This window comes from Methylocapsa palsarum (genome assembly GCF_900114285.1).
Classification (GTDB): domain Bacteria; phylum Pseudomonadota; class Alphaproteobacteria; order Rhizobiales; family Beijerinckiaceae; genus Methylocapsa; species Methylocapsa palsarum.
Genome location: NZ_FOSN01000002.1, coordinates 147,475 through 170,996 on the forward strand (window position 1 = coordinate 147,475; position 23,522 = coordinate 170,996).

The following is a 23,522-nucleotide window of genomic DNA, read 5'->3' on the forward strand; positions in this document are numbered from 1 at the left end:
CGGGCGGCGCTTGCCGGGCCTCGCCGGCCCCCTTAAGAAGCCTGAACTCACGCGAGGCGTTTCCCAGGATATGACCGAAATTCAAAAAGATGCGCTGCGCGCGGCGAGACTGCCGCGCGGGCTTCAGGACCGCGGCCCGGCCGACATCGCAGCGACCGAGAAAATGCTCGCCGCGATCCGCGAAAGCTACGAACTTTACGGGTTCGAGGCGGTCGAGACGCCGTTTTTCGAGTTCACCGACACGCTCGGCAAGTTCCTGCCCGATCAGGACCGGCCCAATGAGGGCGTGTTCTCGTTTCGCGACGACGACGAGAGCTGGCTGTCCCTGCGCTATGATCTGACCGCGCCGCTCGCCCGCTATGTGGCGGAGAATTTCGACAAGCTTCCGAAGCCCTACCGCTCGTATCGCGCCGGCTATGTATTTCGCAACGAGAAGCCGGGGCCGGGGCGCTTCCGCCAGTTCATGCAGTTCGACGCCGACACTGTTGGGTCGGCCTCCGTCGCCGCCGACGCCGAGATGTGCATGATGGCGGCCGACACGCTGGAAAAGCTCGGGATCAAGCGCGGCGATTACGTCATCAAGGTCAACAACCGCAAGGTGCTCGACGGCGTGATGGAGGCGATCGGGCTCGGCGGCGAGGAAAACGCCGGGCGGCGGCTGACGGTATTGAGGGCGATCGACAAGCTGGACCGGCTGGGGCCTGAAGGCGTCGCGCTTTTGTTGGGGCCGGGACGTAAGGATGAGAGCGGTGATTTCACGAGGGGCGCGGGGCTGGGCGACGGTCAAATCCGACGCTTGATGGACCGCATAACATCGGATGTCGCCGGAGATATTGGAGGTCCACCCGCCGGGGTGATGATTGTCGCGAATGCCAAGGACGGAAATTTACCAGAGGGCCATCAGATCGAACTCGAGGGATTGATCGAGCTTTCTGCGATCCAAACAATCGTGCGAGGAGCCGGTTACGGTCCGGACCGCATCCGCATCGACCCCTCCGTCGTGCGTGGCCTCGAATATTACACCGGCCCGGTCTTCGAGGCCGAACTGACCTTCGAAGTCAACGACGAGCAGGGCCGTCCCATCCGCTTCGGCTCCGTCGGCGGGGGAGGGCGCTATGACGGCCTCGTCGGCCGCTTTCGCGGCGAGAATGTGCCCGCGACCGGCTTCTCCATCGGCGTCTCGCGGCTCTATTCGGCGCTGAAGGCGATCAATTCACGGATCGTCGCGGGCGCGGTCCATCGCGGCCCCGTGGTGGTCCTCGTCCTCGACAAGGACCCGGCTGCGCTGGCCCGCTATCAAAGCTTCGTCGCAAAACTTCGCGCGGAAAATGTCGCCACCGAACTCTATCTCGGCTCCTCCGGCATGAACGCGCAGATGAAATACGCCGACAAGCGCGGTTCGGTCTGTGCGGTGATCCAGGGCTCCAACGAGCGCGAGAAAGGCGAGGTCGCGATCCGCGATCTGATCCTTGGCGCGGAACTTGCCGCCTCGACCAAGGACCGCGCCGATTATCTCGAATTGCGCGCAAGGGCGCAGTTCACCGTTCCCGAGACGGGGCTCATCGCGGCGGTCAAGGAGGTTCTCGGCCGCCATCGCTAACCTCTCGCGCTGACGGGTCGCGCCAAGGTTTCCCTCCGCGCGCGTTCACGCTGTTGCGCGAAACCTGTCGCGGCCCCGCTCACGGGTTGCTAAAGACTCCTGAAGAAGCCAAACCGAGCGCCGCCCTTGTTTCTTGTCAGCGAATATACGGAAGCTCTCCTCGCGCGCCTCTCGGCTGCGGGCTATGCGCGCGTCGAGCCGCCGATCCTTCAGCCGGCCGCGATCTTTTTCGATTCGGGCGAGGAATTGCGCGGGCGGCTTTATCTCACGGCGGACGAGTCGGGCGCGGATTATTGCCTGCGGCCCGAATATACGATTCCGGTGTCGCGCCATTATCTCGCCTCCCCGCAGGCGGGCGAGCGCGCCGCGTTTTCCTATCTCGGCCCGGTGTTCCGCTTTCGCGCCGGAGACAAGAACGAATTCATCCAGGCCGGTATCGAAAGTTTCGGTCGGCTCGACCGAGAGGCCGCGGACGCTGAAATCCTGACCCTCGCCCTCGAGGCGGCGCGGCTCGCGCCAGTCCCAAAGCTAACGATCCGGATCGGCGACACGGCGCTCTTCTCCGGCCTTCTCGAAGCGCTCGATCTCGCGCCGCAATGGCGACGGCGGATCACGCGCGGGCACATTCAGGGCAAGTCGCTTTCCGCGATCCTGAATGCGCCCCTGAACGATCAGGGCCGCGACCATTCCGGTGTTCTCGCCCTGCTCGACGGCGCCGACAAAAAGGGCGCGCGCGCTCTGGTCGAGGATCTGCTCTCGATCGCGGGAATCGCGGCGGTCGGCGGGCGCACGCCGGCCGAGATCGCGGACCGCTTCCTGGAACAGGCGGCGATCCGGACCGGCGCGGGCCTCTCCGAGGAAAAGGCCGCGATCCTCGAGGCGTTCCTCGGCGTCGAGGGCGATCCCGACGAAGCGGCGAAGGCGCTGCGCATTCTGGCGCGGGACGCGGGTCTCGACCTTGCCGCCATCCTCGACAGTTTCGACCTGCGGCTGGGGTTCATCGCCGCGCTCGGACTCGACGTCGCCAGCCTGTCCTTCGCGACGGCGTTCACCCGCAATCTCGATTATTACACCGGCTTTGTGTTCGAGGCCTTTGACGCTGCGGATCCCGCCGGAAGGCCGCTCGCCGGAGGCGGGCGCTATGACCAGCTGCTGCAAACGCTCGGCGCGGGGCGAGCGATCCCGGCCGTCGGCGCGGCGCTGTGGATCGACCGGCTGAGCCCGGCCTCTGGCGGGGTGCGGTCATGACGGCCGCAACGGAAGATCCGCTAGTGCTCGCCGTCCCCTCGAAGGGACGGCTGCAGGAAAATGCGGCGGCCTTCTTCGCGCGGGCGGGACTCGATATCGTCAAGGGACGCGGCTCGCGGGACTATCGCGGCGAACTTTCCGGACTGAAGGGCGTCGAGGTCGCCTTTCTCTCGGCCGCCGACATTGTGGCGCAGCTCGCAAGCGGCGCGGCGCATATGGGCGTCACGGGAGAGGATCTTGTCCGCGAAACCATACCCGGCGCGGACGCACGCGTCGCGCTGTTGACGCCGCTCGGATTCGGCGGCGCCAATGTCGTCGTCGCTGTCCCCCGGGCCTGGATCGACGTCAAGACCATGGCGGACCTCGAGGACGTCGCGGCGGCGTTCCGCGCGAGGCGCGGCGAGCGGATGCGCGTCACCACCAAATACGTCAATCTCACAAGGCGTTTTTTCGCCGAGCGCCACGTTGGCGATTACCGCATCGTCGAGAGTTCCGGCGCGACCGAAGGCGCCCCGGCGGCGGGGCAGGCCGAACTGATCGTCGACATCACGACCACCGGCGCGACGCTCGACGCCAATGCGCTCAAAATTCTCGACGACGGCGTGATCTTGCGCTCGCAGGCGAACCTTGTCGCGTCCCTTGGCGCAAAATGGGGTCCGGCGGCGCGGGAAAACGCAAGGATCATCCTGTCGCGGATCGCCGCCGAGGAAACCGCCCGAACCACGCGCGAGGTGACGACGGTTCTCCCTGGCTGGAACGGTGCCTTGCTCGATGAGGCTCGCGCGCTGTTCGCGGTTCAGCCGCGCTCCGGCGCTGGCGAAGCCCGCATCACCTTCAATTGCCCTGCGGGAAAGGTCGCGGCGCTGGCCGACTGGCTGACGGTGCGCGGCGCCGATTTTGTCGCCGTGGCCGCGCTCGATTATGTCTTCACGGCGGCCAACCCGCTTTACAGAAAGCTGATCGAGCGCCTGCCCAAAAACCGCGCCTGAATGCACGCGCGGGACAATTGCGCCGCCGCATGACAAAAGATCGAATTGATTGTTGATTATCGTTATAATTCATTTGATTTAGGGAGAAAGCGGATGTCAGCGCGCATGCTCGTCGAACTCGCGGACGGAAATATCATTCTTTTCGGCGGCGGCCCGGTCACGGGAGCCCCTGATGTCGGCTTGAGCGACGATTTCTCGCGGTCGACGGCGGAAACGTTTCAGGCGGCGTTCGCCTCGCTCGGCCTGGTGGCCAAAATGTTCGAGGATTCGATCTCCGCGTTGCCCAACGGGCCGGGGAAGCTCGAACTTGAATTCGGCGCAACCCTCAGCAGGGATTGCGACCTCTGGATCGTTCCGGCCGGCGGACCGGCCGAGTTCAAGGTGAAGCTGACATGGGAGAAAGGCTAACCTCTGACCCGGGAGAACCCGCGATCGGGGGGCTCATTCGGCCGCCTTCACATCCGCCACGGGCGTAAAGATTCCATCACCGGCGGGCTTCATCTGCAGGCGACGGTGGTGGAACTGCATCAGACTGGCGCGATGACCGATCGACACGATGGTCGTCTCGGGCAGCGCCTTGAACAGGATTTCGTAAATCTCCGCTTCCATCGCCTCGTCCATGGCGGCGGTCGCCTCGTCGAGAAACAGCCAGTCGGGTTTGGCGAGAAGGGCCCGCGCGATCGCGAGCCGCTGCTGCTCGCCTCCCGAGAGCCGCTGCGCCCAATTGTCCTCGACATGAAGCTGACTGATCAGGGCGCTCAATTTCGCCTCGGCGAGGGCGTCCTTGATTTTATCTTCGCTGAAGCTTTCCGGCTCCGCAGGATAAGTCACCGCGGCGAGCAGGGAGCCGATCGGGACATAGGGTTTTTGCGGCAGGAGCATCACCCGCGCCCCGGCCGGCAGGTCGATCTGGCCTTCGCCAAAAGGCCAGATCCCCGAGATCGCCCGGAATAAGGTCGATTTGCCTGAGCCTGACGGGCCGGTGAGCAGGGCCGATTCGCCCCGCGCGAGGCTAAGGCTCGCGTCCTTGACGATCTGACGCCCGTTTGGAAGACGCAGACTCAAATCGTCAAGGGTGAGATCGGCGCCGGCGCCGGCGGCGCGGGCGGAGGGCTCGCCGAGTCTCTTGCCCGCTTCGATCGAGGTGTCGAAGGAGGTCAAGCGGTCGAGCACGGCTTTGAATTCGGCCAGCGAAACATAGTAGGTGATGAAGAAGGTCAAGGCGCCTTCGACGGAGCTGAAGGCCCGCGCCGTCTGCGTCATCACGCCGAGCGTGATCTTGCCGGCGAAATAGAATGGCGCCGCCACGATGTACGGAATGAACGGGCTGAGCTGGCCGTAGAAGGCCGTGAACGCCGTCAGATTTTTCCGCACGCCGACGATTCTGAAGTAGTTCGTGACGATCGCGCCGAACCTCGATTTCAGCGTAACTTTTTCGGTGGGCTCGCCCGCGAGCAGGGCCACCTGTTCGGCGTATTCGCGCAGCCGCGCGAGCGAAAAGCGGAAATCGGCTTCATAGCGCTGCTGGGCGAAAGCGAGCGCGACCAGCGGGCGGCCGATCAGATGGGTGATGAGCGTGCCGACGCCCGCATAGATCAAAGCGACCCAGAAAAGGAAGCCCGGCACGGCGATGCTGGTGCCCGGCAGAGTGAAGTTTCGGGACAAATCCCATAAAACGATCGCAAAGGAGACGAGCGAACTGAGGGTCGAAATCAGCAGGATCGAGAAGGAATAAATCCCATAACCTGTCTGGCCGCCGTCGATGAATCGGTTGACGTCCTCGGCGATGCGCTGATCCGGATTGTCAGCGAGTCCGCCTTCCAGCGAGATCCGGTAATGCGTGTGGCGGTCGAGCCATCGGCCGACGTAATTGTCGGTGAGCCATCGCCGCCAGCGGATGATGAGCGTCGATTGCACGACATATTCGACGACCGCCATCCCGATGTACAAAAACGCCCAAGGGAGGAAGACCGAGATCAGTTGCGCCCAGAAGGCGGCCTCATCCTTGTTCTGCACGGCGTTGAACCAGTCGCGCGAGAAGAAGGAGAGGCGCACCTGCACGCCGACCTGCGCCTGGTTGATGAGGACGAGAAGCACGACCATCGCGACGGCGACGCCGCGTTCCGTCCCGGAATACGACGGGAAGGGCCAGACCCGCGCGCGGGTCGGATCGCCCGCATTGAAATAACGATCGGCGATGGCGGTCATGGAGCGCACGACGGGAACGAAGGACAGCGCATAGACCAGGATCGCGAAGATCGCGACGGTCAGCGGAAGGCTCTCGGGCAGAACGTAATCGTCCAGCGAGTCGGGCCAGAAGCCGATTTGCGCGACAAGGAACAGGACGCCGAAGAGGATCGTCTCGGTGGCGAAGATCGAGACGAAAATCTGCAGAAAACGTGAGATGTCCGGAGAACGGAAGGTCGTGTATGCGCACAGCAGACCCGCCGCGGCGACAAGGTGCAGCGTATTGTCGCCTTTGACGACGCCGATGATCGCGGCGGCTACGGAAACGAGAGCGACGAGAGCGGCGAGAATCTTCATGTTTTGCCTTTACTCGGGGCGGGAACCGCGATGGCCATTTGGGGGTCGCGACGACATCCGGCGACTTAACAGGTTTGACGCTCTCTCTCGCGGATAATTCGGTCAAATTATTGGATATCAGATTTCCGCGCGAGACAGCCGCGAAACAGCCGCGAAACAGCCGCGAAACAGCAATGTCCGCCGCCGGTCTTCCTATCGTCATTTGTAGCCCCGGCGCATCTTAAATGTGCGTAGGGAGCCCGCGCCTCACGCCGGTTCTTGTCGTGCGGTCAGGGCAAGGGCTCAAAGAGGGGGGCTTTGAGAAGGTTTTGCGCCGCCCCCGGATGCGCTCAGAACTGTCGAAATGAACTCCGCCAGGTTGCTCGCGGTCAGGCGCAGGCTGCCGCGTCTTTTCCGTCTATTCCGGCTGGGCGTCGGGCGGCCAGGGCAGCGCCTCGAAAGGCGCAAGCGCTTCGAGAATCTCTCTGGCGGCGGCCATGTGCGCGGGGTTGTCGACGCAAAAGGTTTGATCGACGGCGGACAGCAGCAAGGCGCCGCGCGCGCTGCGCTCCACGATCGCGGAAGGCGGCGGCGTGATCAGCGGCGCGAAGCGCGGGCCAATATAATGCATCCAGGCGAGGCGGAGAGGGCGGTTTTTATCCCACGCATCCATGATCTTCGCTGGATAGGCGCGGCAATAGGTCGCGTCGAAACTCTCGGCGAGAGCCAGCAGAGCCGCCTTGAAGGCGGGAGTGGCGATGATGGCGGGATCCGGCTCGACCGAGTAGCCGGTTGAAATATCGGCGAAGTTCGTGAAGTAATCGGAAGACAAGGACCCGACTCTCGTGCTCATGGCAAGCGAGCGGGAGTGTCGAATCGTTGTCCGCCAATGTCGATTTGACGTTCAATCCGGATGTCGCCATTGGCCTTGATCCGAAGCTGGACGGAGCGATCCTCAGTCCAGATGCGTTGAGGGAGGCTAACATGTCGAACGGACTTCATTCCCCCAGCGAGTTGCTCGAACAGCGCTTCCGCTTCTGCTCTGCCGCCCGGTTGGTCGTTCCAGAGCGAGCCGAGAACGCCTGCTCCTACGCTCGTTCACAGGCGGCTGCGTTTCGGCGCCACGCCCTCTAATTCCTTACTTCAGGTAGACATCGTCGACGACAATGAAGGATCAGTTCGTCCTCTGCTTCCAGGCGGCAAGTAGATTGGTTGCGACGCGGTCCGTACGTTCAGCGTCGGTCCCGACTTCCATGTAATCGCGCTCGACATGCGCCAAATAAGCCGCCAATTTCTCGGATGAGCAGTCCGAACAGAGAAGGTGGAGAATCCGTGGAATATAGGAATCGTACTCGCCGTCAGGAAGGAGTTCGTTGCATACAATCGGCTCCCAATCGCGAATCAACACCGCTCTTATCAACATGAATTCGGCCGTGTCTTCCATCATTTCCCTCCTGAATGGACACGCGTGAGCATATCAAGCACGCCTTGCTTGAAATCTGACGATCCGTAATTTGTAACAACCCTTCCGCCATCATCGACGACAACCGCGCCGTTGTCGTTTAAGAAGTAAAATCTGCTATTCGACTGGCGAGTCACGAGCAACGGATTTGAAATAACGTCATAAACCTCTTCCCGTGATAGAGGCTGCCTGTCTTCCTTCTCAACCGAATGGCGAGTCTGATATCGAATCTTTAGATCAGGCTTTTCAACGCCTACCCCATATTTCCCAAAATCCTGCCCGACAAAATCGGACGGCTTCGGTCCAGACGCAACCGGCCGCGGCCAAGTAAAGAGAAGAGGCGTCGGGCCGAGCGGATCGATCGGGCGGCCGTGCTAGAAATCCTCCTGCGGGGTATCCTCCTCGAATTTCGATTTGAAATCTTAGAGCTTGTCGTCCTCGCTCTTGTCGCCACCGTGCGGGCCGGGCGAGACGGAGCGGCCTTCGGCGACGCCAGAGCCGCCGCTGGTCCATCTACCCTGTTCGTCGCGCGGCTGGCCCGGATCGAATTTTTGCACTTCCGCCGGTAGATCGAGCCCGAGGCTTTTGCACAGAACGCCGGGATCGAAGCCGCCCGCGATCAGCCGGTCGGCGAGAGCAAGCCGAAATGCGTGTTCCTCGCTGAGCGGGGGCAGGCCGAGTTGCACGAGGTGGATGTGCGCGAGAGCCTTTTCGCCCTTCGCGAAAAGCTCACCGTGCGGCGCAGTTTGACCAAGAGCTTGCTGCGGCTGCGATCCCGCCTACGCGGCCTCTGGGCCGGAGGTGAACGCGCCGGTTGGCATGAGATGAGGCATATCGCCGACGTCACGCCAGGGTCGCCGCGCTTTCAGATCGTTGATCAGCTGCTCGCTTCCTTTCGCAGGAAGACGATATGACGGTCGTTATTCGTCGGGATGATCCGCTCGGGGTAGTCGGCGCGGATGCAATGCTCGTCGACCATGTGGCCGGAAAAGTCGGCGGCGACCTCGGATGCGGCCACGCCCATGTCTTCCTCGTCGTCCTCGGAGATAGGGCCGTCGAAGAAACAATAGATGTCGATCTGGTGATCATTCCATTCCACCTGCACGGAACGCAAGTGGCTGGACACGGCGCCGCGTAAGGCGCGGCATGTCGAAGTGATGACCGATTGATAGTCAGCTACACGAGCCATGTTTTTCCTCTAGATTTTGAATTAAGGTTCTGATGGAACTATGTGCGCGCCGTTCTTGCCGTAGTGAACGATGCCCTTGCTTGTCGGAAAGAGCTTCTTAGTTCTTTCATCAAAGAACTGTCCGATTATTCTCCCAAAATCGACCCGTTCCCTGTAGCCGGGCTGTCCTGCGGGAATCGCGTTTGCCGGTTGTCCCCTACCCGCAAACTCGTCGAGCAGGCTTTGCGGGTTGGGGTCGGCGAGAATACTCTTGTCTTCGGTGAAATTATTCGTCCCTTCAATGTGCTTGTCCTGCTGTCCTTGCTTCAGGCTGTAGTTGTTTCCTGCGGCAGTGTATCTTGGGCCGCCGATCGGAACCGGCGTCGGGCCGAGCGGATCGATCGGGCGGCCGTGCCGCATATCCTCCTGCGGCGTGTCCTCCTCGAACTTCGATTTGAAGTCTTCGAGCTTGTCGTCCTCGCTCTCATCGCCGCCATGCGGCCCGCCCGGCGACACGGAGCGGCCTTCCCGCAGATCGTCCAACAAAACGGCCGCTGATGAGCCGCCGCCTGAGGTCCAGCGGCCATGCTCGTCGCGCGGCTGGTCGGGATCGTATTTCCTGAGGCCCGCCGGCAGATCGAGCCCGAGGCTTTTGCACAGGGCGGCGGGATCGAAACCGTTTCCGATCAGCTGGTCGGCGAGGGCCAGCCGGAACGCCTGATCTTCGCCAATGGCCGGCAGGCCGAGCTGCGCCAGATGGATATGCGCCAGCGCCTTTTCGCCCTTTGTGAAAAGTTCACGGCGCGGCGCAGTTTCGGCAGGATGCGCGCGTCGACCGGCGCGGAAAAACCCGCGCGCAGCAGCGCCAGCACGCGATCCTCGCCGGACACATCGAGGCTCGCGCCGCGCCCCTCGCGCCGCAGCGGGGCGATGACCGTCCCGGCGCCCAGCACGAGGCCGGCCTCGGCAATCTCCAGATGGCGGCGCAAGGGACGCTGCCGAAACTCCGCCTCCAACAGATCGATTCCGCCCACGCAAATCCCCTCCTGTATGGACGGACAGGGTGAGCGAGCGGGCGTGGGCTGTCAAAAACAAACCGTGAACAAAGCGGCGAGGAAAAGTGGTAAGGTTGCGCGCCGGCCTATCGTTACTGGTCGTCTACAGGCGCCGGCGCCACGCCATTGACGCAGGCCGCGAGCACAGGGGAGGGCTTGAAGGTCAGGACCCGCCGGGATTTGATCGTCGCCTCGACGCCGGTCCGGGGATTGCGCCCGATGCGTTCGCGTTTCTCGCGAACGGAAAAAAGCCCGAATGAGCGGAGCTTGACGGCCTCGCCCTGAACCAGCGCGTCGGTGATTTCGTCGAGCGCCATTTCGAAAATCTCCCTCGCCTGGACGCGGGAGAGGGTGGGGCAGGCGCCATAAACGGCGTCGAGGAGATCAGCTCTGGTGGCGGTCCTTCGAACAAGGCCCGCGTTCGATCGCGTTTCAGACGCATGACGCACCGACTTCGACCCCCCCCTTGTTTTCATTAAGGACGATCATAGAGCATTTTTCGCGGCGGGTGAAAACCTGATCCCTCGCCGGCGCTCGCGGCCTCCCAAGGTCCGCGCGGACATGACTGGAGAACGGACAGGGCAAAAAAAAGGCCCCGGAGCGAACCGGGGCCTTCAGAATCGAGCTCATGCGCCCGGACGGAAGAGAGCGGCGAACCGCTCTCCGGCGAGAGATTAGAAATCCATGCCGCCCATGCCGCCCATGCCGCCGCCGCCCGGCATCGCCGGAGCGTCTTTCTTCGGCTGTTCGGTGATGATCGCCTCGGTGGTGATGAGCAGGCCGCCGACAGACGCCGCGTCCTGAATGGCGGTGCGAACGACCTTGGTCGGATCGATGATGCCGAGCTTGACGAGATCGCCGTACTCATCGGTCTGCGCGTTGTAGCCGTAGGCGTAGGAAGCGTTCTCGATCAGCTTTCCGACCACGACGGCGCCGTCGCCGCCCGAATTGTCGATGATCTGGCGGGCCGGGGTCTGGATCGCCTTGCGGACGATATCGACGCCGGTCTTCTGATCGGAATTCTCGACCTGAATATTGTCGAGGGCCTTGATAGCGCGAAGCAGAGCGACGCCGCCGCCCGGCAGCACGCCTTCTTCAACGGCCGCGCGGGTCGCATTGAGAGCGTCGTCGACGCGGTCCTTCTTTTCCTTCACTTCGACTTCCGACGCGCCGCCGACGCGGATCACCGCAACGCCGCCAGCGAGCTTGGCGAGACGCTCTTGCAGCTTCTCACGGTCGTAGTCGGAGGTCGTCTCGGCGATCTGGGCCTTGATCTGGCTGATCCGGGCCTCGATGTCGGTCTTGGCGCCGGCACCGTCGATGATTGTCGTCGATTCCTTGTCGATGCGGATGCGCTTGGCGCGGCCGAGCATCTGGAGGGTGACGTTTTCGAGCTTGATGCCGATTTCCTCGGAGATCAGGGTCCCGTTGGTCAGGATCGCGATATCTTCGAGCATGGCCTTGCGGCGATCGCCGAAGCCCGGCGCCTTCACGGCCGCGACCTTCAGTCCGCCGCGCAGCTTGTTGACGACGAGAGTCGCGAGGGCTTCGCCTTCGACGTCCTCGGCGATGATGACAAGCGGCTTGCCGGACTGGACGACGGCTTCAAGCACCGGCAGCAGCGCCTGCAGCGAGGACAGCTTCTTCTCGTGGACGAGAATGTAGGGATCCTCGAGTTCGGCGATCATCTTCTCGGCGTTGGTGATGAAATAGGGCGAGAGATAGCCGCGGTCGAACTGCATGCCTTCGACGACGTCGAGTTCGGTCTCGAGGCTCTTGGCCTCCTCAACCGTGATGACGCCCTCGTTGCCGACCTTCTGCATCGCGGTCGAGATCATTTCGCCAACCGATTTGTCGCCGTTGGCGGAAATCGTGCCGACCTGGGCGATCTCCTCGTTCGAGGTGACCTTCTTCGAATTGGCCTTGAGATCGCCGACGACGGCGGTGACGGCGAGGTCGATGCCGCGCTTCAGATCCATCGGGTTGAGGCCGGCGGCGACCGCCTTGGTGCCTTCGCGCACGATCGAGGCGGCGAGAATGGTCGCCGTGGTGGTGCCGTCGCCCGCGGCGTCATTCTGCTTGGAGGCGACTTCGCGGATCAGCTGCGCGCCGAGGTTCTCGAACTTGTCGGAAAGCTCGATCTCCTTCGCGACCGTCACGCCGTCCTTGGTGATCCGGGGGGCGCCGAAGGATTTTTCGATAACGACGTTGCGGCCCTTGGGGCCGAGCGTGACCTTGACCGCGTTGTTGAGAATCTCGATGCCGCGAAGCAGGCGGTCGCGAGCATCCGACGAAAAGCGGACGTCTTTAGCTGCCATGATTGGAAACTCCTGAATCAGTCTGAAAATCTAAGTGAGAACCGGCCGATCAGGCGACGATTCCGAGAATGTCGCTTTCCTTCATGATGAGCAGATCCTGCCCGTCAATCTTGACCTCGGTGCCCGACCATTTGCCGAACAGGACCTTGTCGCCGGCCTTGACGTCGAGCGGCGTAAGCTTGCCGCTGTCATCGCGTCCGCCGGGACCAACGGCGATGATCTCGCCTTCCTGCGGTTTCTCCTTGACGGTGTCGGGAATGATGATTCCCCCTTTTGTCTTTTCCTCACCCTCTAGACGTTTGACCACGACGCGGTCGTGCAAAGGACGAAAGCTCATGTTTCCTGATTCCCTGGTCGGCCTCCACGGCAGGCGTCCGGCCATGCCGGAACCTCCACGGATGTGGATTGATAAGGATCCTGTTAGCAGTCTCGCGAGGTGAGTGCTAACGGCCTGTGGGAAATAGGCCTCGGAGGCCCGACTGTCAAGGCGAACGCGTTGCGCCGACGCCTTGGCCGCCGCAACGCGGACGTCAATGAGACGGCGGCGCCTCCATGGCGTGTCTTTTTTGGAGGGCGCTAATTTAACCGTGGCGCGGGCAGGACGAGGAAGAGATCACGGGGCGAAGGGGCCGGAGTGGCCGGCCCCCGAGACAATCAAGCGCTCGCCAATTTCAGAAACGCGGCGCTTCGGCTTTCCGGTCAGACCGTGGCTGTGAGCGGCGGAACCCGCAACACCTGCCCCGGATAGATCTTGTCCGGGTCGGACAGCAGAGGTTTGTTGGCTTCGAAGATCAAAGTATATTTGGCGCCATGACCCTTGCCATATTCGGTTTCGGCGATCTTCCAGAGGGTGTCGCCCGAGACCACTGTGTAAAATTTTGATTCCGTGATCGCATTCGCCGCGACAAGGTCGTTTTGCACCTTCGAGACGCCGACGGAATTGCCGATCGCAAGGGCGATTTTTTCCGCTTCTTCCGTCGAGAGAGCGCTGCCGGAAAGAATAACCTTGTCGCCCTCGACCTTGATGTCGGCTTTGGAGAGGTCGAGACCGTGTTTCTCGGCTTCTTTCTTCAATTCATCTGGAGGCGCCGGAGCCGCTTCGCTCCCGCCGAAAATTTTCGCGCCTACCGATTTGGCAAAGCTTAATAGACCCATGTCCTTGGACTCCTGTTTCGCTTTGACGCCGAAACTTGCCTTCGGTGCGGATTTCGGGATTTAACCTTCGAAACGCCCCGCTCCCAGGCCGACGCGGACATTAGCAAATAAAGTGGGAAACGCCCATTGGCGTTATATGATGCTTTCCCGACGCTGGATCGGCAAAGCGTCCAACACGCCAAAAAAGGAAAAGACTCTTTGTTTTTCTCGCCGCTCAAGCTTGGGCTCAATTTTGTGAAAGGGCGCCTTTGGCGCGGCGCTCTCGACCAATCGTTGCCATGAACGGCGCGGCGGTCGTCACCGGGGCTGCGAGGCGGATCGGATTGCGCATCGCCGAGCGGCTCGCCTCGGCGGGTTACGCCGTCGTGCTCGAATGCAGTCCGTGTTCGCTGCACTCGGCGCGGGAGGCCGCCGACAAGATCATTGGACAAGGCGGCCGGGCGGCCGCGCTGGCGCACGATCTATCGGTGGAGAGCGAGCTTTCACGGGTCATCGCCGAGGCGCGCGCCATTTTCGGCCCGCTGACATTGCTGGTCAACAACGCTTCTGTGTTCGAGGACGACGCCGCCGCCTCGTTCGATCTCGAACTTTGGGACCGCCATTTCGGCGTCAACCTGCGCGCGCCCGCGGTGCTTTCCAGGGATTTCGCCCGCGAGCTGCCGCCCGGGATGGAGGCGGCGATCGTCAACATCATCGACCAGCGGGTATTCCGCCTGACGCCCCAGTACTTTTCATACACGTTGAGTAAAGCCGCGCTCTGGACCGCGACGCGCACCATGGCGCAGGCCTTCGCGCCCCAAAAGATCCGGGTCAATGCGGTCGGTCCGGGTCCGGCGCTTCCGAACGAGAGACAGGGCGAGGCCGGCTTCGCGCGCGAGGTGGAGGGCTTGCCTCTGCGGAGGTCGATAGCTCCGGACGATATCGCCGACGCGGTTCTGTATCTTGCGGGCGCGCGCAACGTGACCGGGCAAATGATCGCGGTCGACGCCGGACAGCACCTTGGCTGGTTGACCCCGGATATCGTGCGGTAGGAATGGGATCAGTCCGCGGTGGGGAGGCGCCTGATGGTGAATTCGATTTGCCCGTCCGGCATCTCGCGCCATGATTCGATCTCGGTCATATAGGCGGCTTTCGGAAACGCATTGAACCATTCGCGCGCCTTTTCCCGCGCGTCCTCGCGGGGCAGGGTGTAGGTCTCGCGCCGCCACGCTCCGTGCGATTGCTGTTTTGCGCGCTGGCCAAGACGCCGCGCGACATCGGCTGGCGACCTGTGATCCGTGCTCACCTTAAAAATCTTTCAGCATCTGGAATCTTTCAGGATTTGGGGTCTTTCACGACCTCTTTCGCCACCTGATCCAGCAGGCGTGAAAGCGCCGCCGCGTCATCTGGAAATCCCGCGCCGACCCAATGCTCGCGCAGCTGCTCCAGCGCCTTGCCGATCGCTGGCCCGGGAGGCGCGCCGCGCGCGACGAGATCCGAGCCAGAAAAGGGCAGGCGCGGCTCGGGTTCGGCGCGCAGGACGTCCCGCGCCGCCTCCCATTCGCAGCCATATTCTTCACGGGCTCCAGCCTTGGCGAGGGCAAGCGCGTCGAGCATCGCCTGACGACCGCGCCGGAACAGCCCGATGCGCAATTCGTCGAAGCTCGGTGGGCGGTCGCGGCCATGAAAGCCGATCCGTGCGCAGGCGGCGGCGTCGAGGCGTTTGAATTCGGCGTTCGACAGCCGCAGGCGCTCCTGCAAACGTTCGGCGTCTTCGGGCAGTTCGAGACATAACGCTGCGAGGGCCAGCAGCGGATCCTTCGCCGCCTCCGGATCGGCGGCGAGCCGGCGCAGGCGGGCCGGGTTCGGGGCCGAGGCGAGCAGCGGCCCGAGCAGTCCGGCGTCGCTCATCTCCCGTGTCGCCTCCGCGGCGCGGCGGGCGCAAAAGAGCTTGAACATTTCGGCGCGCACCCGTTCGCGCGAAAGCCGCGCGAGGCCGGCGCGCTCCCGCAGCGAAGCGAGGAGCCCCGCGGCGTCGATCGGCCCCTCGCCGAAATCAGCGGAGAACCGGAAAAAGCGCAGGATGCGCAGATAGTCCTCGCGGATCCGTTGAGCGGGATCGCCAATGAACCGCACGCGTTTCTGTCTGATATCCTCGAGCGACCCGACATAGTCGAAAAGTTCGCCGTCCCGCGCCAGGAACAGCGCATTCATGGTGAAATCCCGGCGCACGGCGTCTGCTTCGAAGTCGTGGCCAAACCGGACCTTGGCCCGGCGCCCGTCGGTGTCGAGGTCCTCGCGCAAGGTCGTGACCTCGAACGTTTCGCCGTCCGAGATCAGCGTCACCGTCCCATGCTCAAGGCCGGTCGGGATGCAGCGCAGCCCGGCCTTCCGCGCCCGCGCCATCACGGCGTCGGGCTCGGCCGTGGTGGCGAGGTCGATTTCGTGAACCGGCCGGTCGAGCAGGGCGTTGCGGATGGCGCCGCCAACGACCCGGGTCTCGTCTCCTTGATGTTCAAGAGCGTCGAAGACGCGGATCAGTGACGCTTTTTGCAGGATCAGCGATGATTTTTGCAGCGCCAGCGCGACGCCCGATTGGTTGTTTTTCGGAGGGGCGTCCGCGACGCTCATTGGAGACGTCCGGGAACGAGCGTCCCATTTTCTATGTGGGCCGGCGCATAAGCGCCCTGATGACGTTCCGCGAAAATACCGAAGGCCAGCATTCCGGTCGCGGCGATGATCAGCCCGGCCAGGGTCAGTGTCGAGACGGCGCCCCTGGTCCAATGGTCCAGAGCGAAAGGATAAGTGCGGCGCAGGGCGAGGTAGACGGCGTAGGCGGCGAAGGGCGAGCCGAACAAAAGCGCCGGTTCGAGGAGGACTCTCCACATCAGGAATACAGCCTTTCATAAAGGTTGCGCAGGATTCCCGCGGTCACGCCCCAAATATGGCGCTCACCGTACGGCATTGCATAGAATTGGCGGCTGACGCCCTCAAATTCCCTGGTGTGGAGCGCATGATTGGCCTGATCCATCAAAAACGCGAACGGAACCTCGAAAATGTCTTCGACTTCGTCCGGGTTGATCGTGAGCGCCACGGGCGGCGTGATCTTGACGACGGCTGGAACGATACGGAAGCCGGTTCCGGTAAAATAGGGTTCAAGATAACCGAGCGGCTCGACCTGGCGGGCGTCGAGGCCGATTTCTTCTTGCGCTTCGCGCAGCGCCGCCCCCAGCGGGCTTTCGTCGCGCTGCTCGATCTTCCCGCCCGGGAATGCGATCTGCCCCGCATGGACGCGCAACGCGGCGGCTCTTTGGGTGAGTAGAATTTTGATCTCGTCCGGATAGGCTATCAATCCGACAAGCACAGCCGCCGCCATCGACCGCTCGGGTTCAGCCACGGTCTCGACCGAGCCGTCCATCATCGTGAAGAGGCCTGCGCCTGACGACGACCGCCGGTTTCCTTGACGATCCGCCGCGCGTTCCAGCCGCGCCCGGACATGGTCGAACACCGCCAGCGGCGAAAACTTTTCCTCAGACGTCGCCGCAGCCTGCATCGTTTTCATCTCAATTTGAACTTTCGATCTCTCCAGCGGGAGAGATTGGCGCGGGAGAGATCGGAAAGAATTGTCCTGCCGAGGATACGCCGAAAAAGCGGCCGTCGTTGCGATCCTGGACTTCCGCAAGCGCGATGAGATCGATGGCCACCGAACGTTTGACGAGCGCCCATAGCCCGCCGCGAACCAGAACATAGGGTTTGACGCCGTCTGCTTCCGCCGTTTCGAACCTCAAGGGATGTTCGGCGTCAGCAGAGACCCATTCGTCGACATTGGTCCTGAACCTCAGGATTTTCTGCGGACCTCCTCCCTCGACGAGAAGTTCGACGGCGAGGAACGGCGCATCCTCGACGATGATTCCCACGCATTCGGCCGGCGTCACGAGAACGAAGCGCTCGGGATCCTTGCGCAAGATCGAGGAGAACAGTCTGACCAGCGCCGGACGCTGAATGGGCGATCCAAGATAGCGCCAGGAGCCGTCGCGGCAGATCCGCATATCGATGTCGCCGCAAAAAGGAGGAGTCCACGACTCGACCGGAGGCGCGCTTCGCGGCGGCGCAAGGCGCTCGGTCAAGGTCTCGATGGGTGAAGCCGTATTGGTCATGCCATTGCCGAACCTTCGGACCCGCGACAAAGCGCGTGATGATAAGCCATAGTCCGCGCCGCATTCTCGTGAGATTATTCCTCAATCGTCTCGCGGCAGGCTATGGTCCCGGCGCCCGCCGCGTTTCGTTCCACGCGATGATCGACAAATTGATACCTGATCCTCATCTAATACGTCATAATATAAACGTCATACCGGGGTGAAACCGGCTGCTTCGCCCTACAAGCCCAGAAAGGCTCCTGCATGCCCGAAGCGATCGCGGCCTCCCTCGAAACCGCCATGGCGCGCAGCGCAGAGACAGCGCTGGAGCGGATCGCGGCGGCAAGAACCTCGATCGAGACGATCATCTTCGGCCAGAACGACGTCGTCGAGCGCGCCCTCGTCACGCTCCTGTCCGGAGGGCACGGCCTGCTTGTCGGCGTGCCTGGCCTCGCCAAGACCAAACTCGTCGAGACGTTGGGGACCGTTCTTGGCCTCAATGCGCGCCGCGTCCAGTTCACGCCGGACCTCATGCCGGCGGATATTCTTGGCTCCGAAGTGCTCGAGGAGGCGGCGGACCGCCGGCGCAGCTTCCGCTTCGTTCCGGGGCCGGTTTTCGCGCAATTGCTGATGGCCGATGAAATCAACAGGGCGAGTCCGCGAACCCAGTCGGCGCTGCTTCAGGCGATGCAGGAATATCATGTCTCGGTCGCCGGCGCGCGCCACGACCTGCCTAAGCCGTTTCATGTTCTCGCCACCCAGAATCCGCTGGAACAGGAGGGAACCTATCCGCTTCCCGAGGCGCAGCTCGATCGCTTCCTGATGCAGATCGACGTCGCCTATCCCGACCGCGTCGCCGAGCGCAGGATTTTGATCGAGACCACCGGCGAGGCGGCGCCCGAGGCGAGGCCGGCGATGAGCGCCGATGAACTTATGGGAATTCAGCGCCTTGTTCGGCGGCTGCCGGTCGGCGAAAGCGTCGTCGAGGCTATCCTCGACGTCGTCCGCTCCGCGCGTCCGGGCGAAGGCGATCCGGAGATCACGCAGCATATCGCCTGGGGCCCTGGTCCGCGCGCCGCCCAGGCCCTGATGCTCGCGACCCGCGCGCGCGCGCTGCTCGATGAAAGGCTTTCGCCCTCGATCGAAGATGTCGTCGCGCTCGCCGCGCCTGTCCTGAAGCATCGCATGGCCTTGACGTTCTCGGCCCGCGCCGAAGGCGAGACTGTGAGCGGTCTCGTGGCGAAAATCGCCGGGCGGCTTGGCTGAGAATGCCGGAGGTCAGGCTCCTTGATCCGCATGAAGGCCGCGTCAGCGTCAACCGCGAGGACGACGCTCTCCTTTTGGCGCGCCGGTTCCCTGGCCTCCTCGTCGCCGCGCGCGAAGTCGCGGCCAGCGTCGTTCACGGTCTGCACGGGCGCCGCCGCGCGGGCGTCGGCGAGACGTTCTGGCAGTTCCGCCCGTTCGTCGACGGCGAATCCGCAAGCAGGATCGACTGGCGCCGCTCCGCCCGGGACGATCGCCTTTACGTGCGAGAGCGCGAATGGGAGGCCGCCCATACGGTGATGATCTGGATCGACCGGTCCGCGTCGATGCGTTTCGTCTCGAGCCTCGCGCTCCAATCCAAGATCGACCGCGCCCTGGTGCTTGGTCTCGCCGCCGCCGACCTGCTGACGCGGGGCGGCGAGCGGGTCGGCCTTCTTGGCCTGACGCGTCCCCTGGCGGTTCGCAATATCGTCGAACGCTTCGCCGAGGTCCTTCTCGCGCAGGAAAAAGCCGCCGGCTTCAAACCGGAGGAACTGCCTGCCGGGACGAGCCTTGCGAGGCATACCCAGGCGATCCTGATCGGGGATTTTCTGAGCGATCCGGCGGACATCGGCTCGATGATCGAGACGATCGGCGGACGCGGCGCGCGCGGCCATATCGTCATGATCGCCGACCCGGTCGAGGAATCCTTTCCGTTTGCCGGAGGGACCGAACTGATCGACGTCGACTCCCCTGCGAGATTGCGGGTCGGCAACGCGCAATCGATCCGGGGCGAATATATCAGCCGCCTCGCCGCTCATCGGGAAACGATCCGGACGGCGGCGAAGGCGCGGGGCTGGAGTTGCCTCGTGCATCGCACCGACCGGCCGGCGTCGGAAGCCCTGCTGAAGCTGCGAACGCAGGTCGAAGCCGTCTTCGAACCGGCGCCTTCGGGCCTCGCCGTCGACCCGGCTGCGCCCGCCCAGGAATTGGAATCCCGGGGAGGCACCTTCTGATGCTCGGCCTCCCGCTTGCGTTCACGGTTCCCCTCGCCCTCGGCGCTCTCGCCCTTCTGCCGGCTCTGTATTTTCTGTTGCGGATCACGCCGCCCCCGCCGCGCCGGACGCCGTTCCCGCCGCTGCGGCTCATTCTCGATTTGCGCCCGACCGAGGAAACGCCCTCGCGCACGCCCTGGCCGCTGCTGCTGTTGCGCCTCGCGATCGCGGCGCTCATCATATTCGCCATGGCCGGGCCGGTCTGGCGCCCGGCGCCGGAGGCGCAAGCGGGCGGAGGGCCATTGGTCATCGTGCTGGACGATGGATGGCCGGCCGCGCCGACGTGGGATCAGCGGGTCAAGATCGCGGCGCAGCGCATCGACGCGGCGGCGCGGCGTTCGCAACCTGTGGCGCTCGTCGCCGCCTCGGACGCGGGCCGGGACATCGCGCCGATGGATCCGGAAAAGGCGCTGGAGCGTCTGCACGCCCTGAAGCCCGCCCCTTATGTCGCCGACCGGACGCCCGTGCTCGGGGCGATTGCGCGGTTTTGCGAGAAACGGTCCGGGACGTCGATCCTCTGGCTGGCCGATGGCGTCGAACGGGGGAACGCCCGCAGTTTCGCCGAAGGGCTGAAACAGGCGTCGGGCAACCTTGCGATCATCGTCGACGCCGACCCGGCGCGGGCTCTCGCCGGTCCCGACAATCAGTCCGGCGGCCTCGAGGCGCGGCTGCTCCGGTCCTCGCCGGACGGACCGGAACAGGGGGCTGTCAGGGCGCTCGATGCAAAGGGCCTCGCCATCGGGTCTGCGCCTTTCGATTTTTCCGGAGCGATCGAGACGAAAGTCAGATTTGAACTGCCGGTCGAATTGCGCAACGAGGTGTCGCGGCTCGAAATCGTGGGCGAGCATTCCGCCGGAGCCGTGTCGTTGCTCGACGAACGGTGGCGCCGTCGCCGGATCGGATTGTTCAGCGGAGAAACGGCGGATGTGGCGCAACCGCTGCTTTCGCCGAAATATTATCTGATGAAGGCCCTGGCGCCCTTCGCCGATGTCCTTGAACCAAGGCCAGGCGCCGCCGATCCCGTTCAAGGCCTGCTCGATGAGCGCGTCACAATCCTGATCCTCGCCGACGTCGGCGCGGTGTCTCCCGCGGCGCGCGACGGCTTGCGCCGGTTCGTCGATGAGGGCGGCGTGCTCGTCCGTTTCGCCGGCTCGCGGCTCGCGGCGTCGTCCGACGATCTCGCGCCTGTCCGTCTGCGCCGGGGCGGGCGCGTCCTTGGCGGCGCGATGTCATGGGACAAGCCGAAAAACCTGGCTCCCTTCGAACGGCAAAGTCCGTTTTTCGGACTGAACGTTCCCGCCGAAGTGACGGTCACGCGCCAGGTTCTGGCCGAGCCCGATCCCGGACTGCCGGCGAAGACATGGGCGCAACTGTCCGACGGGACGCCGCTCGTGACCGCCGCAAGAGAGGGAAAAGGGCTCAATATCCTGTTTCATGTGACGGCCGACACAACCTGGTCCAATCTTCCGCTCTCGGGCCTGTTCGTCGAAATGCTGCGAAAGATCGTGACCCTTTCGGGACAGGCGTCAATCTCCGGGGAGACTGAACCTTCGGGCGGGACGCAGAATGCGTCGATTCCGCCGCTGCGCACGCTCGACGGATTTGGCGTCCTCGGCCCGCCCCCGCCCAACGCGAAGCCGATTTCCCTTCAATTCGCTGGAATCGCCGACGCCGAGCACCCTCCCGGCCTGTATGGTCAACCGGACGCCCTGATTGCGGTCAACACGCTTGGTCCGCAGGAAGGACTCGACGCCGCTGACTATTCGGGGCTAGGCGCGGCGCTCGAACCTTTGCGCGGGGTCGAGCCGGTCGACCTGAAACCGTGGCTTATCGCTGCGGCCCTGATGCTTTTTTGCGCCGACGCGCTGGCGTCCTTATGGTTCTCGGGAGGGTTTTCGCGACTTTCGCGGCGCGCCGCCGCGGCGGTCGTTCTCGCCGCCTTTGTGGGGGCGATGGCCGCGGCGCCGCAGAAGGTGGACGCGCAGGCTGCTGTTTCGAAGAAGGATTTCAGTTCGGCGCTGACGACCCGCCTCGCCTATGTCGCGAGCGGCGACGCCAAGGTGGACGAAGTCAGTCGCCAGGGGCTCGCCAGTCTCTCGCGGGTTCTGGCGCGGCGGACGTCGTTGACGCCGGGCGAACCGGTCGGCGTCGATCCGGGCCGCGACGAACTCGCCTTCTATCCGCTGCTCTATTGGCCGATTGTCGCAAATCGCCCGATTCCGCCCCAGGCCGCGATCGAAAAGATCAGCGCTTTCATGAAACAGGGCGGAACGATTATCTTCGACACCCGCGATGCGCCCGATGCTCGCGCGGGAGCCGGGCCGACGCCCGAGGCGAAATGGTTGCGCGAGATGCTGGCCGGGGTCGACGTTCCAGAACTGGAATCTGTTCCGGCCGATCACGTCGTCACGAAGACGTTCTATCTGATCAGCGGTTTCATCGGCCGCTACACAACCGGCGCCACTTGGATCGAAGCTCTGCCCCCAAATCCGGCCGAGGCCGAATCCCGTCCTGTCCGCTCGGGCGACGCCGTCTCGCCGATCATCATCACCTCCAATGATCTGGCGGCGGGCTGGGCGAGCGATGCGGACGGCGAAAGCCTGTACGCGCTTTCGCCGGGCGGCCGGCGCCAGCACGAACTCGCCCTGCGCGGCGGCGTCAACCTCGTCATCTACACGCTGACCGGAAATTATAAATCGGACCAGGTTCACGTGCGCGATCTCCTGGAGCGTCTGGCGCACTGAAGCTCGCGCACGTCGCGCCGTCTGATCCGATCACCCCGAATGTCGTCCGCGAAATCTTTGCGTTCCGGGCATTTGGGACGGCGGCGGCGCCGGCGGCGGCCTTTGAACGGGGGGCGGCATATTGACGCCCATGCCGGGAACGCCGGGCGGTGCGGCGTCCGGTGCGGCGGTTCCGGGCGCGGGAATTTCGAGGGTGATAGCCTGTTTGTCCTTCTCGAGGATCGACTGCCGGCGATTGATCGAGAGCAATTTCCAGCCGGCCGATTCCTCGCCAATGTGGAGCCGGATGATTTCGTTGTTGGTCTGGCTCAAAAAGATTCCGATCTGGTGCTCGCCTCCCTTGACGGTGCCTATCAGGGAAAGCGACGGGCGTTCGGGATCAGCCGGTTTTTCGACGGGCGGCGGTTCCGGGACGTAAACCTGAGGCGCGGCCACAGCGGGCGGACGCCGGGACGGCGAGAAAACCGGTCTTTCGCGCGTCGCCGGGAGATCCTTGAGCGAAATCCCTAAAATCGGATTGCCGTCCGCCTTCGTTGTTTGGTTTGACGAAGGTTCTTGCTGGTTTGACGGCTCCTGTTGATGAGACGGAAGCTCCTGGGCGGAGGTGGGGCCTTGCGCTAAGGGAGCCGCCGCCCCGTCATCTGGACCCGTCTTCGCCTCCACCTGCGTCTTGGCATTCTCCGGAGAAAACGGGACAGCCGCAACTCCGGCGAAGGCGCCGCTTGAGACGATAATCGTCGCCAGAGCCGCGAGGCCGTTCCAACGGATCAAGCGATCATCAGAATTCATCGGGAAGCCTCAAACCTGCCGCGGGTCCGCTCATCGGTCACTCTCAGGAGTTCGCACGC

General features: G+C 63.5%; 25 protein-coding genes. 8 read left to right on the plus strand and 17 right to left on the minus strand.

Going from position 1 to position 23,522, the window contains the following annotated elements:
* Window positions 1–70 precede the first annotated feature (70 nt).
* The 4 genes from hisS (at window position 71) to BM177_RS03580 (ending at window position 4,245) form a co-directional block, all read left to right on the plus strand.
* Window positions 71–1,600: a histidine--tRNA ligase gene (gene hisS / locus BM177_RS03565; RefSeq protein WP_091678064.1), complete on the plus strand. Its 1,530-nt coding sequence runs from the start codon at window positions 71–73 to the stop codon at window positions 1,598–1,600.
* Window positions 1,601–1,726: 126 nt separating this feature from the next.
* Window positions 1,727–2,848, plus strand: a complete 1,122-nt coding sequence (locus BM177_RS03570; RefSeq protein ID WP_091678068.1) for an ATP phosphoribosyltransferase regulatory subunit — start codon at window positions 1,727–1,729, stop codon at window positions 2,846–2,848.
* The gene (hisG, locus tag BM177_RS03575) at window positions 2,845–3,837 is read left to right on the plus strand and encodes an ATP phosphoribosyltransferase (protein WP_091678073.1); all 993 of its coding nucleotides are present in this window, start codon (window positions 2,845–2,847) and stop codon (window positions 3,835–3,837) included. The genes BM177_RS03570 and hisG overlap by 4 nt, the downstream gene beginning before the upstream one ends.
* Before the next feature lie 93 nt (window positions 3,838–3,930).
* On the plus strand, window positions 3,931–4,245 hold the full coding sequence (locus tag BM177_RS03580) for a CU044_2847 family protein (RefSeq protein ID WP_139223500.1): 315 nt from the start codon (window positions 3,931–3,933) through the stop codon (window positions 4,243–4,245).
* A 33-nt stretch (window positions 4,246–4,278) separates the two neighbouring features.
* On the opposite strand, the gene BM177_RS03585 is transcribed toward BM177_RS03580, so the two are convergent.
* The 11 genes from BM177_RS03585 to lysM form a co-directional block, all read right to left on the minus strand.
* Window positions 4,279–6,381, minus strand: a complete 2,103-nt coding sequence (locus BM177_RS03585; RefSeq protein WP_091678080.1) for an ABC transporter ATP-binding protein/permease — start codon at window positions 6,379–6,381, stop codon at window positions 4,279–4,281.
* A gap of 397 nt (window positions 6,382–6,778) precedes the next feature.
* Entirely contained in the window at window positions 6,779–7,213 is a 435-nt protein-coding gene (locus BM177_RS03590; RefSeq protein WP_091678085.1) for an Imm52 family immunity protein, read from the minus strand.
* 321 nt (window positions 7,214–7,534) lie between these two features.
* On the minus strand, window positions 7,535–7,807 hold the full coding sequence (locus BM177_RS03600; protein WP_139223501.1) for a hypothetical protein: 273 nt from the start codon (window positions 7,805–7,807) through the stop codon (window positions 7,535–7,537).
* Window positions 7,808–8,244: 437 nt separating this feature from the next.
* On the minus strand, window positions 8,245–8,508 hold the full coding sequence (locus BM177_RS19925; protein ID WP_175492487.1) for a hypothetical protein: 264 nt from the start codon (window positions 8,506–8,508) through the stop codon (window positions 8,245–8,247).
* Between the two features lie 191 nt (window positions 8,509–8,699).
* Window positions 8,700–9,011: a MafI2 family immunity protein gene (locus BM177_RS03615; protein ID WP_244532080.1), complete on the minus strand. Its 312-nt coding sequence runs from the start codon at window positions 9,009–9,011 to the stop codon at window positions 8,700–8,702.
* A 21-nt stretch (window positions 9,012–9,032) separates the two neighbouring features.
* Window positions 9,033–9,533: a polymorphic toxin type 50 domain-containing protein gene (locus tag BM177_RS20470; protein ID WP_244532081.1), complete on the minus strand. Its 501-nt coding sequence runs from the start codon at window positions 9,531–9,533 to the stop codon at window positions 9,033–9,035.
* A gap of 143 nt (window positions 9,534–9,676) precedes the next feature.
* Window positions 9,677–10,024 (minus strand): hypothetical protein, encoded by a 348-nt coding sequence (locus tag BM177_RS20475; RefSeq protein ID WP_244532083.1) that lies wholly within the window; start codon window positions 10,022–10,024, stop codon window positions 9,677–9,679.
* A 113-nt stretch (window positions 10,025–10,137) separates the two neighbouring features.
* Window positions 10,138–10,521 (minus strand): integration host factor subunit alpha, encoded by a 384-nt coding sequence (locus BM177_RS03625; protein ID WP_091678103.1) that lies wholly within the window; start codon window positions 10,519–10,521, stop codon window positions 10,138–10,140.
* Window positions 10,522–10,719: 198 nt separating this feature from the next.
* Entirely contained in the window at window positions 10,720–12,363 is a 1,644-nt protein-coding gene (gene groL / locus BM177_RS03630; RefSeq protein WP_091678106.1) for a chaperonin GroEL, read from the minus strand.
* A 49-nt stretch (window positions 12,364–12,412) separates the two neighbouring features.
* Window positions 12,413–12,700, minus strand: coding sequence for a co-chaperone GroES (groES, locus tag BM177_RS03635; protein WP_091678760.1), 288 nt, complete (start codon window positions 12,698–12,700; stop codon window positions 12,413–12,415).
* Between the two features lie 362 nt (window positions 12,701–13,062).
* Window positions 13,063–13,518 carry a peptidoglycan-binding protein LysM gene (lysM, locus tag BM177_RS03640; protein ID WP_091678109.1) on the minus strand — a complete coding sequence of 152 codons (456 nt, stop codon included), beginning with the start codon at window positions 13,516–13,518 and terminating at the stop codon, window positions 13,063–13,065.
* Window positions 13,519–13,796: 278 nt separating this feature from the next.
* Here lysM and BM177_RS03645 point away from each other — a divergent pair, with 278 nt between their 5' ends.
* Window positions 13,797–14,549, plus strand: coding sequence for an SDR family oxidoreductase (locus tag BM177_RS03645; RefSeq protein WP_091678114.1), 753 nt, complete (start codon window positions 13,797–13,799; stop codon window positions 14,547–14,549).
* Between the two features lie 8 nt (window positions 14,550–14,557).
* Here the strand turns inward: BM177_RS03645 and BM177_RS03650 are convergent, their stop codons facing one another.
* Genes BM177_RS03650 through BM177_RS03670 form a run of 5 tightly spaced genes read right to left on the minus strand, consistent with a single transcriptional unit; the run spans window position 14,558 to window position 17,654 of the window.
* Window positions 14,558–14,803 (minus strand): hypothetical protein, encoded by a 246-nt coding sequence (locus BM177_RS03650; protein ID WP_091678118.1) that lies wholly within the window; start codon window positions 14,801–14,803, stop codon window positions 14,558–14,560.
* A 29-nt stretch (window positions 14,804–14,832) separates the two neighbouring features.
* A complete protein-coding gene (locus BM177_RS03655; RefSeq protein WP_091678123.1) occupies window positions 14,833–16,128 on the minus strand; it encodes a CCA tRNA nucleotidyltransferase in 1,296 nt (431 codons plus the stop codon).
* Window positions 16,125–16,385 carry a DUF6111 family protein gene (locus BM177_RS03660; RefSeq protein ID WP_091678128.1) on the minus strand — a complete coding sequence of 87 codons (261 nt, stop codon included), beginning with the start codon at window positions 16,383–16,385 and terminating at the stop codon, window positions 16,125–16,127. The genes BM177_RS03655 and BM177_RS03660 overlap by 4 nt, the downstream gene beginning before the upstream one ends.
* Window positions 16,385–17,059 carry a CoA pyrophosphatase gene (locus tag BM177_RS03665; RefSeq protein WP_244532084.1) on the minus strand — a complete coding sequence of 225 codons (675 nt, stop codon included), beginning with the start codon at window positions 17,057–17,059 and terminating at the stop codon, window positions 16,385–16,387. The genes BM177_RS03660 and BM177_RS03665 overlap by 1 nt, the downstream gene beginning before the upstream one ends.
* Before the next feature lies 1 nt (window position 17,060).
* Entirely contained in the window at window positions 17,061–17,654 is a 594-nt protein-coding gene (locus BM177_RS03670) for a DUF1285 domain-containing protein (RefSeq protein ID WP_091678132.1), read from the minus strand.
* 243 nt (window positions 17,655–17,897) lie between these two features.
* On the opposite strand from BM177_RS03670, the gene BM177_RS03675 reads away from it, so the two are divergent.
* From BM177_RS03675 to BM177_RS03685, 3 genes are read left to right on the plus strand one after another with little or no spacing between them, the layout of a single operon-like run.
* The gene (locus BM177_RS03675) at window positions 17,898–18,899 is read left to right on the plus strand and encodes an AAA family ATPase (protein WP_091678136.1); all 1,002 of its coding nucleotides are present in this window, start codon (window positions 17,898–17,900) and stop codon (window positions 18,897–18,899) included.
* A 2-nt stretch (window positions 18,900–18,901) separates the two neighbouring features.
* The gene (locus tag BM177_RS03680) at window positions 18,902–19,891 is read left to right on the plus strand and encodes a DUF58 domain-containing protein (RefSeq protein WP_091678140.1); all 990 of its coding nucleotides are present in this window, start codon (window positions 18,902–18,904) and stop codon (window positions 19,889–19,891) included.
* Window positions 19,891–22,674 (plus strand): DUF4159 domain-containing protein, encoded by a 2,784-nt coding sequence (locus BM177_RS03685; protein ID WP_091678145.1) that lies wholly within the window; start codon window positions 19,891–19,893, stop codon window positions 22,672–22,674. The genes BM177_RS03680 and BM177_RS03685 overlap by 1 nt, the downstream gene beginning before the upstream one ends.
* A gap of 30 nt (window positions 22,675–22,704) precedes the next feature.
* Here BM177_RS03685 and BM177_RS03690 read toward each other — a convergent pair whose 3' ends face one another.
* Window positions 22,705–23,463, minus strand: a complete 759-nt coding sequence (locus BM177_RS03690; protein WP_091678148.1) for a hypothetical protein — start codon at window positions 23,461–23,463, stop codon at window positions 22,705–22,707.
* Window positions 23,464–23,522 lie beyond the last annotated feature (59 nt).

Coding starts and splice junctions, on each gene's coding strand:
- BM177_RS03615 (WP_244532080.1), bottom strand. CDS start 9,011: ATGGCTCGTGTAGCTGACTATCAATCGGTCATCACTTCGACATGCCGC.
- groES (WP_091678760.1), bottom strand. CDS start 12,700: ATGAGCTTTCGTCCTTTGCACGACCGCGTCGTGGTCAAACGTCTAGAG.
- BM177_RS03680 (WP_091678140.1), top strand. CDS start 18,902: ATGCCGGAGGTCAGGCTCCTTGATCCGCATGAAGGCCGCGTCAGCGTC.
- lysM (WP_091678109.1), bottom strand. CDS start 13,518: ATGGGTCTATTAAGCTTTGCCAAATCGGTAGGCGCGAAAATTTTCGGC.
- BM177_RS03665 (WP_244532084.1), bottom strand. CDS start 17,059: ATGAAAACGATGCAGGCTGCGGCGACGTCTGAGGAAAAGTTTTCGCCG.
- groL (WP_091678106.1), bottom strand. CDS start 12,363: ATGGCAGCTAAAGACGTCCGCTTTTCGTCGGATGCTCGCGACCGCCTG.
- BM177_RS03580 (WP_139223500.1), top strand. CDS start 3,931: ATGTCAGCGCGCATGCTCGTCGAACTCGCGGACGGAAATATCATTCTT.
- BM177_RS03645 (WP_091678114.1), top strand. CDS start 13,797: ATGAACGGCGCGGCGGTCGTCACCGGGGCTGCGAGGCGGATCGGATTG.
- BM177_RS03590 (WP_091678085.1), bottom strand. CDS start 7,213: ATGAGCACGAGAGTCGGGTCCTTGTCTTCCGATTACTTCACGAACTTC.
- hisS (WP_091678064.1), top strand. CDS start 71: ATGACCGAAATTCAAAAAGATGCGCTGCGCGCGGCGAGACTGCCGCGC.
- BM177_RS03670 (WP_091678132.1), bottom strand. CDS start 17,654: ATGACCAATACGGCTTCACCCATCGAGACCTTGACCGAGCGCCTTGCG.
- BM177_RS03625 (WP_091678103.1), bottom strand. CDS start 10,521: ATGAAAACAAGGGGGGGGTCGAAGTCGGTGCGTCATGCGTCTGAAACG.
- BM177_RS03655 (WP_091678123.1), bottom strand. CDS start 16,128: ATGAGCGTCGCGGACGCCCCTCCGAAAAACAACCAATCGGGCGTCGCG.
- BM177_RS03585 (WP_091678080.1), bottom strand. CDS start 6,381: ATGAAGATTCTCGCCGCTCTCGTCGCTCTCGTTTCCGTAGCCGCCGCG.
- BM177_RS03685 (WP_091678145.1), top strand. CDS start 19,891: ATGCTCGGCCTCCCGCTTGCGTTCACGGTTCCCCTCGCCCTCGGCGCT.
- BM177_RS03675 (WP_091678136.1), top strand. CDS start 17,898: ATGCCCGAAGCGATCGCGGCCTCCCTCGAAACCGCCATGGCGCGCAGC.
- BM177_RS03600 (WP_139223501.1), bottom strand. CDS start 7,807: ATGATGGAAGACACGGCCGAATTCATGTTGATAAGAGCGGTGTTGATT.
- hisG (WP_091678073.1), top strand. CDS start 2,845: ATGACGGCCGCAACGGAAGATCCGCTAGTGCTCGCCGTCCCCTCGAAG.
- BM177_RS03660 (WP_091678128.1), bottom strand. CDS start 16,385: ATGTGGAGAGTCCTCCTCGAACCGGCGCTTTTGTTCGGCTCGCCCTTC.
- BM177_RS03690 (WP_091678148.1), bottom strand. CDS start 23,463: ATGAATTCTGATGATCGCTTGATCCGTTGGAACGGCCTCGCGGCTCTG.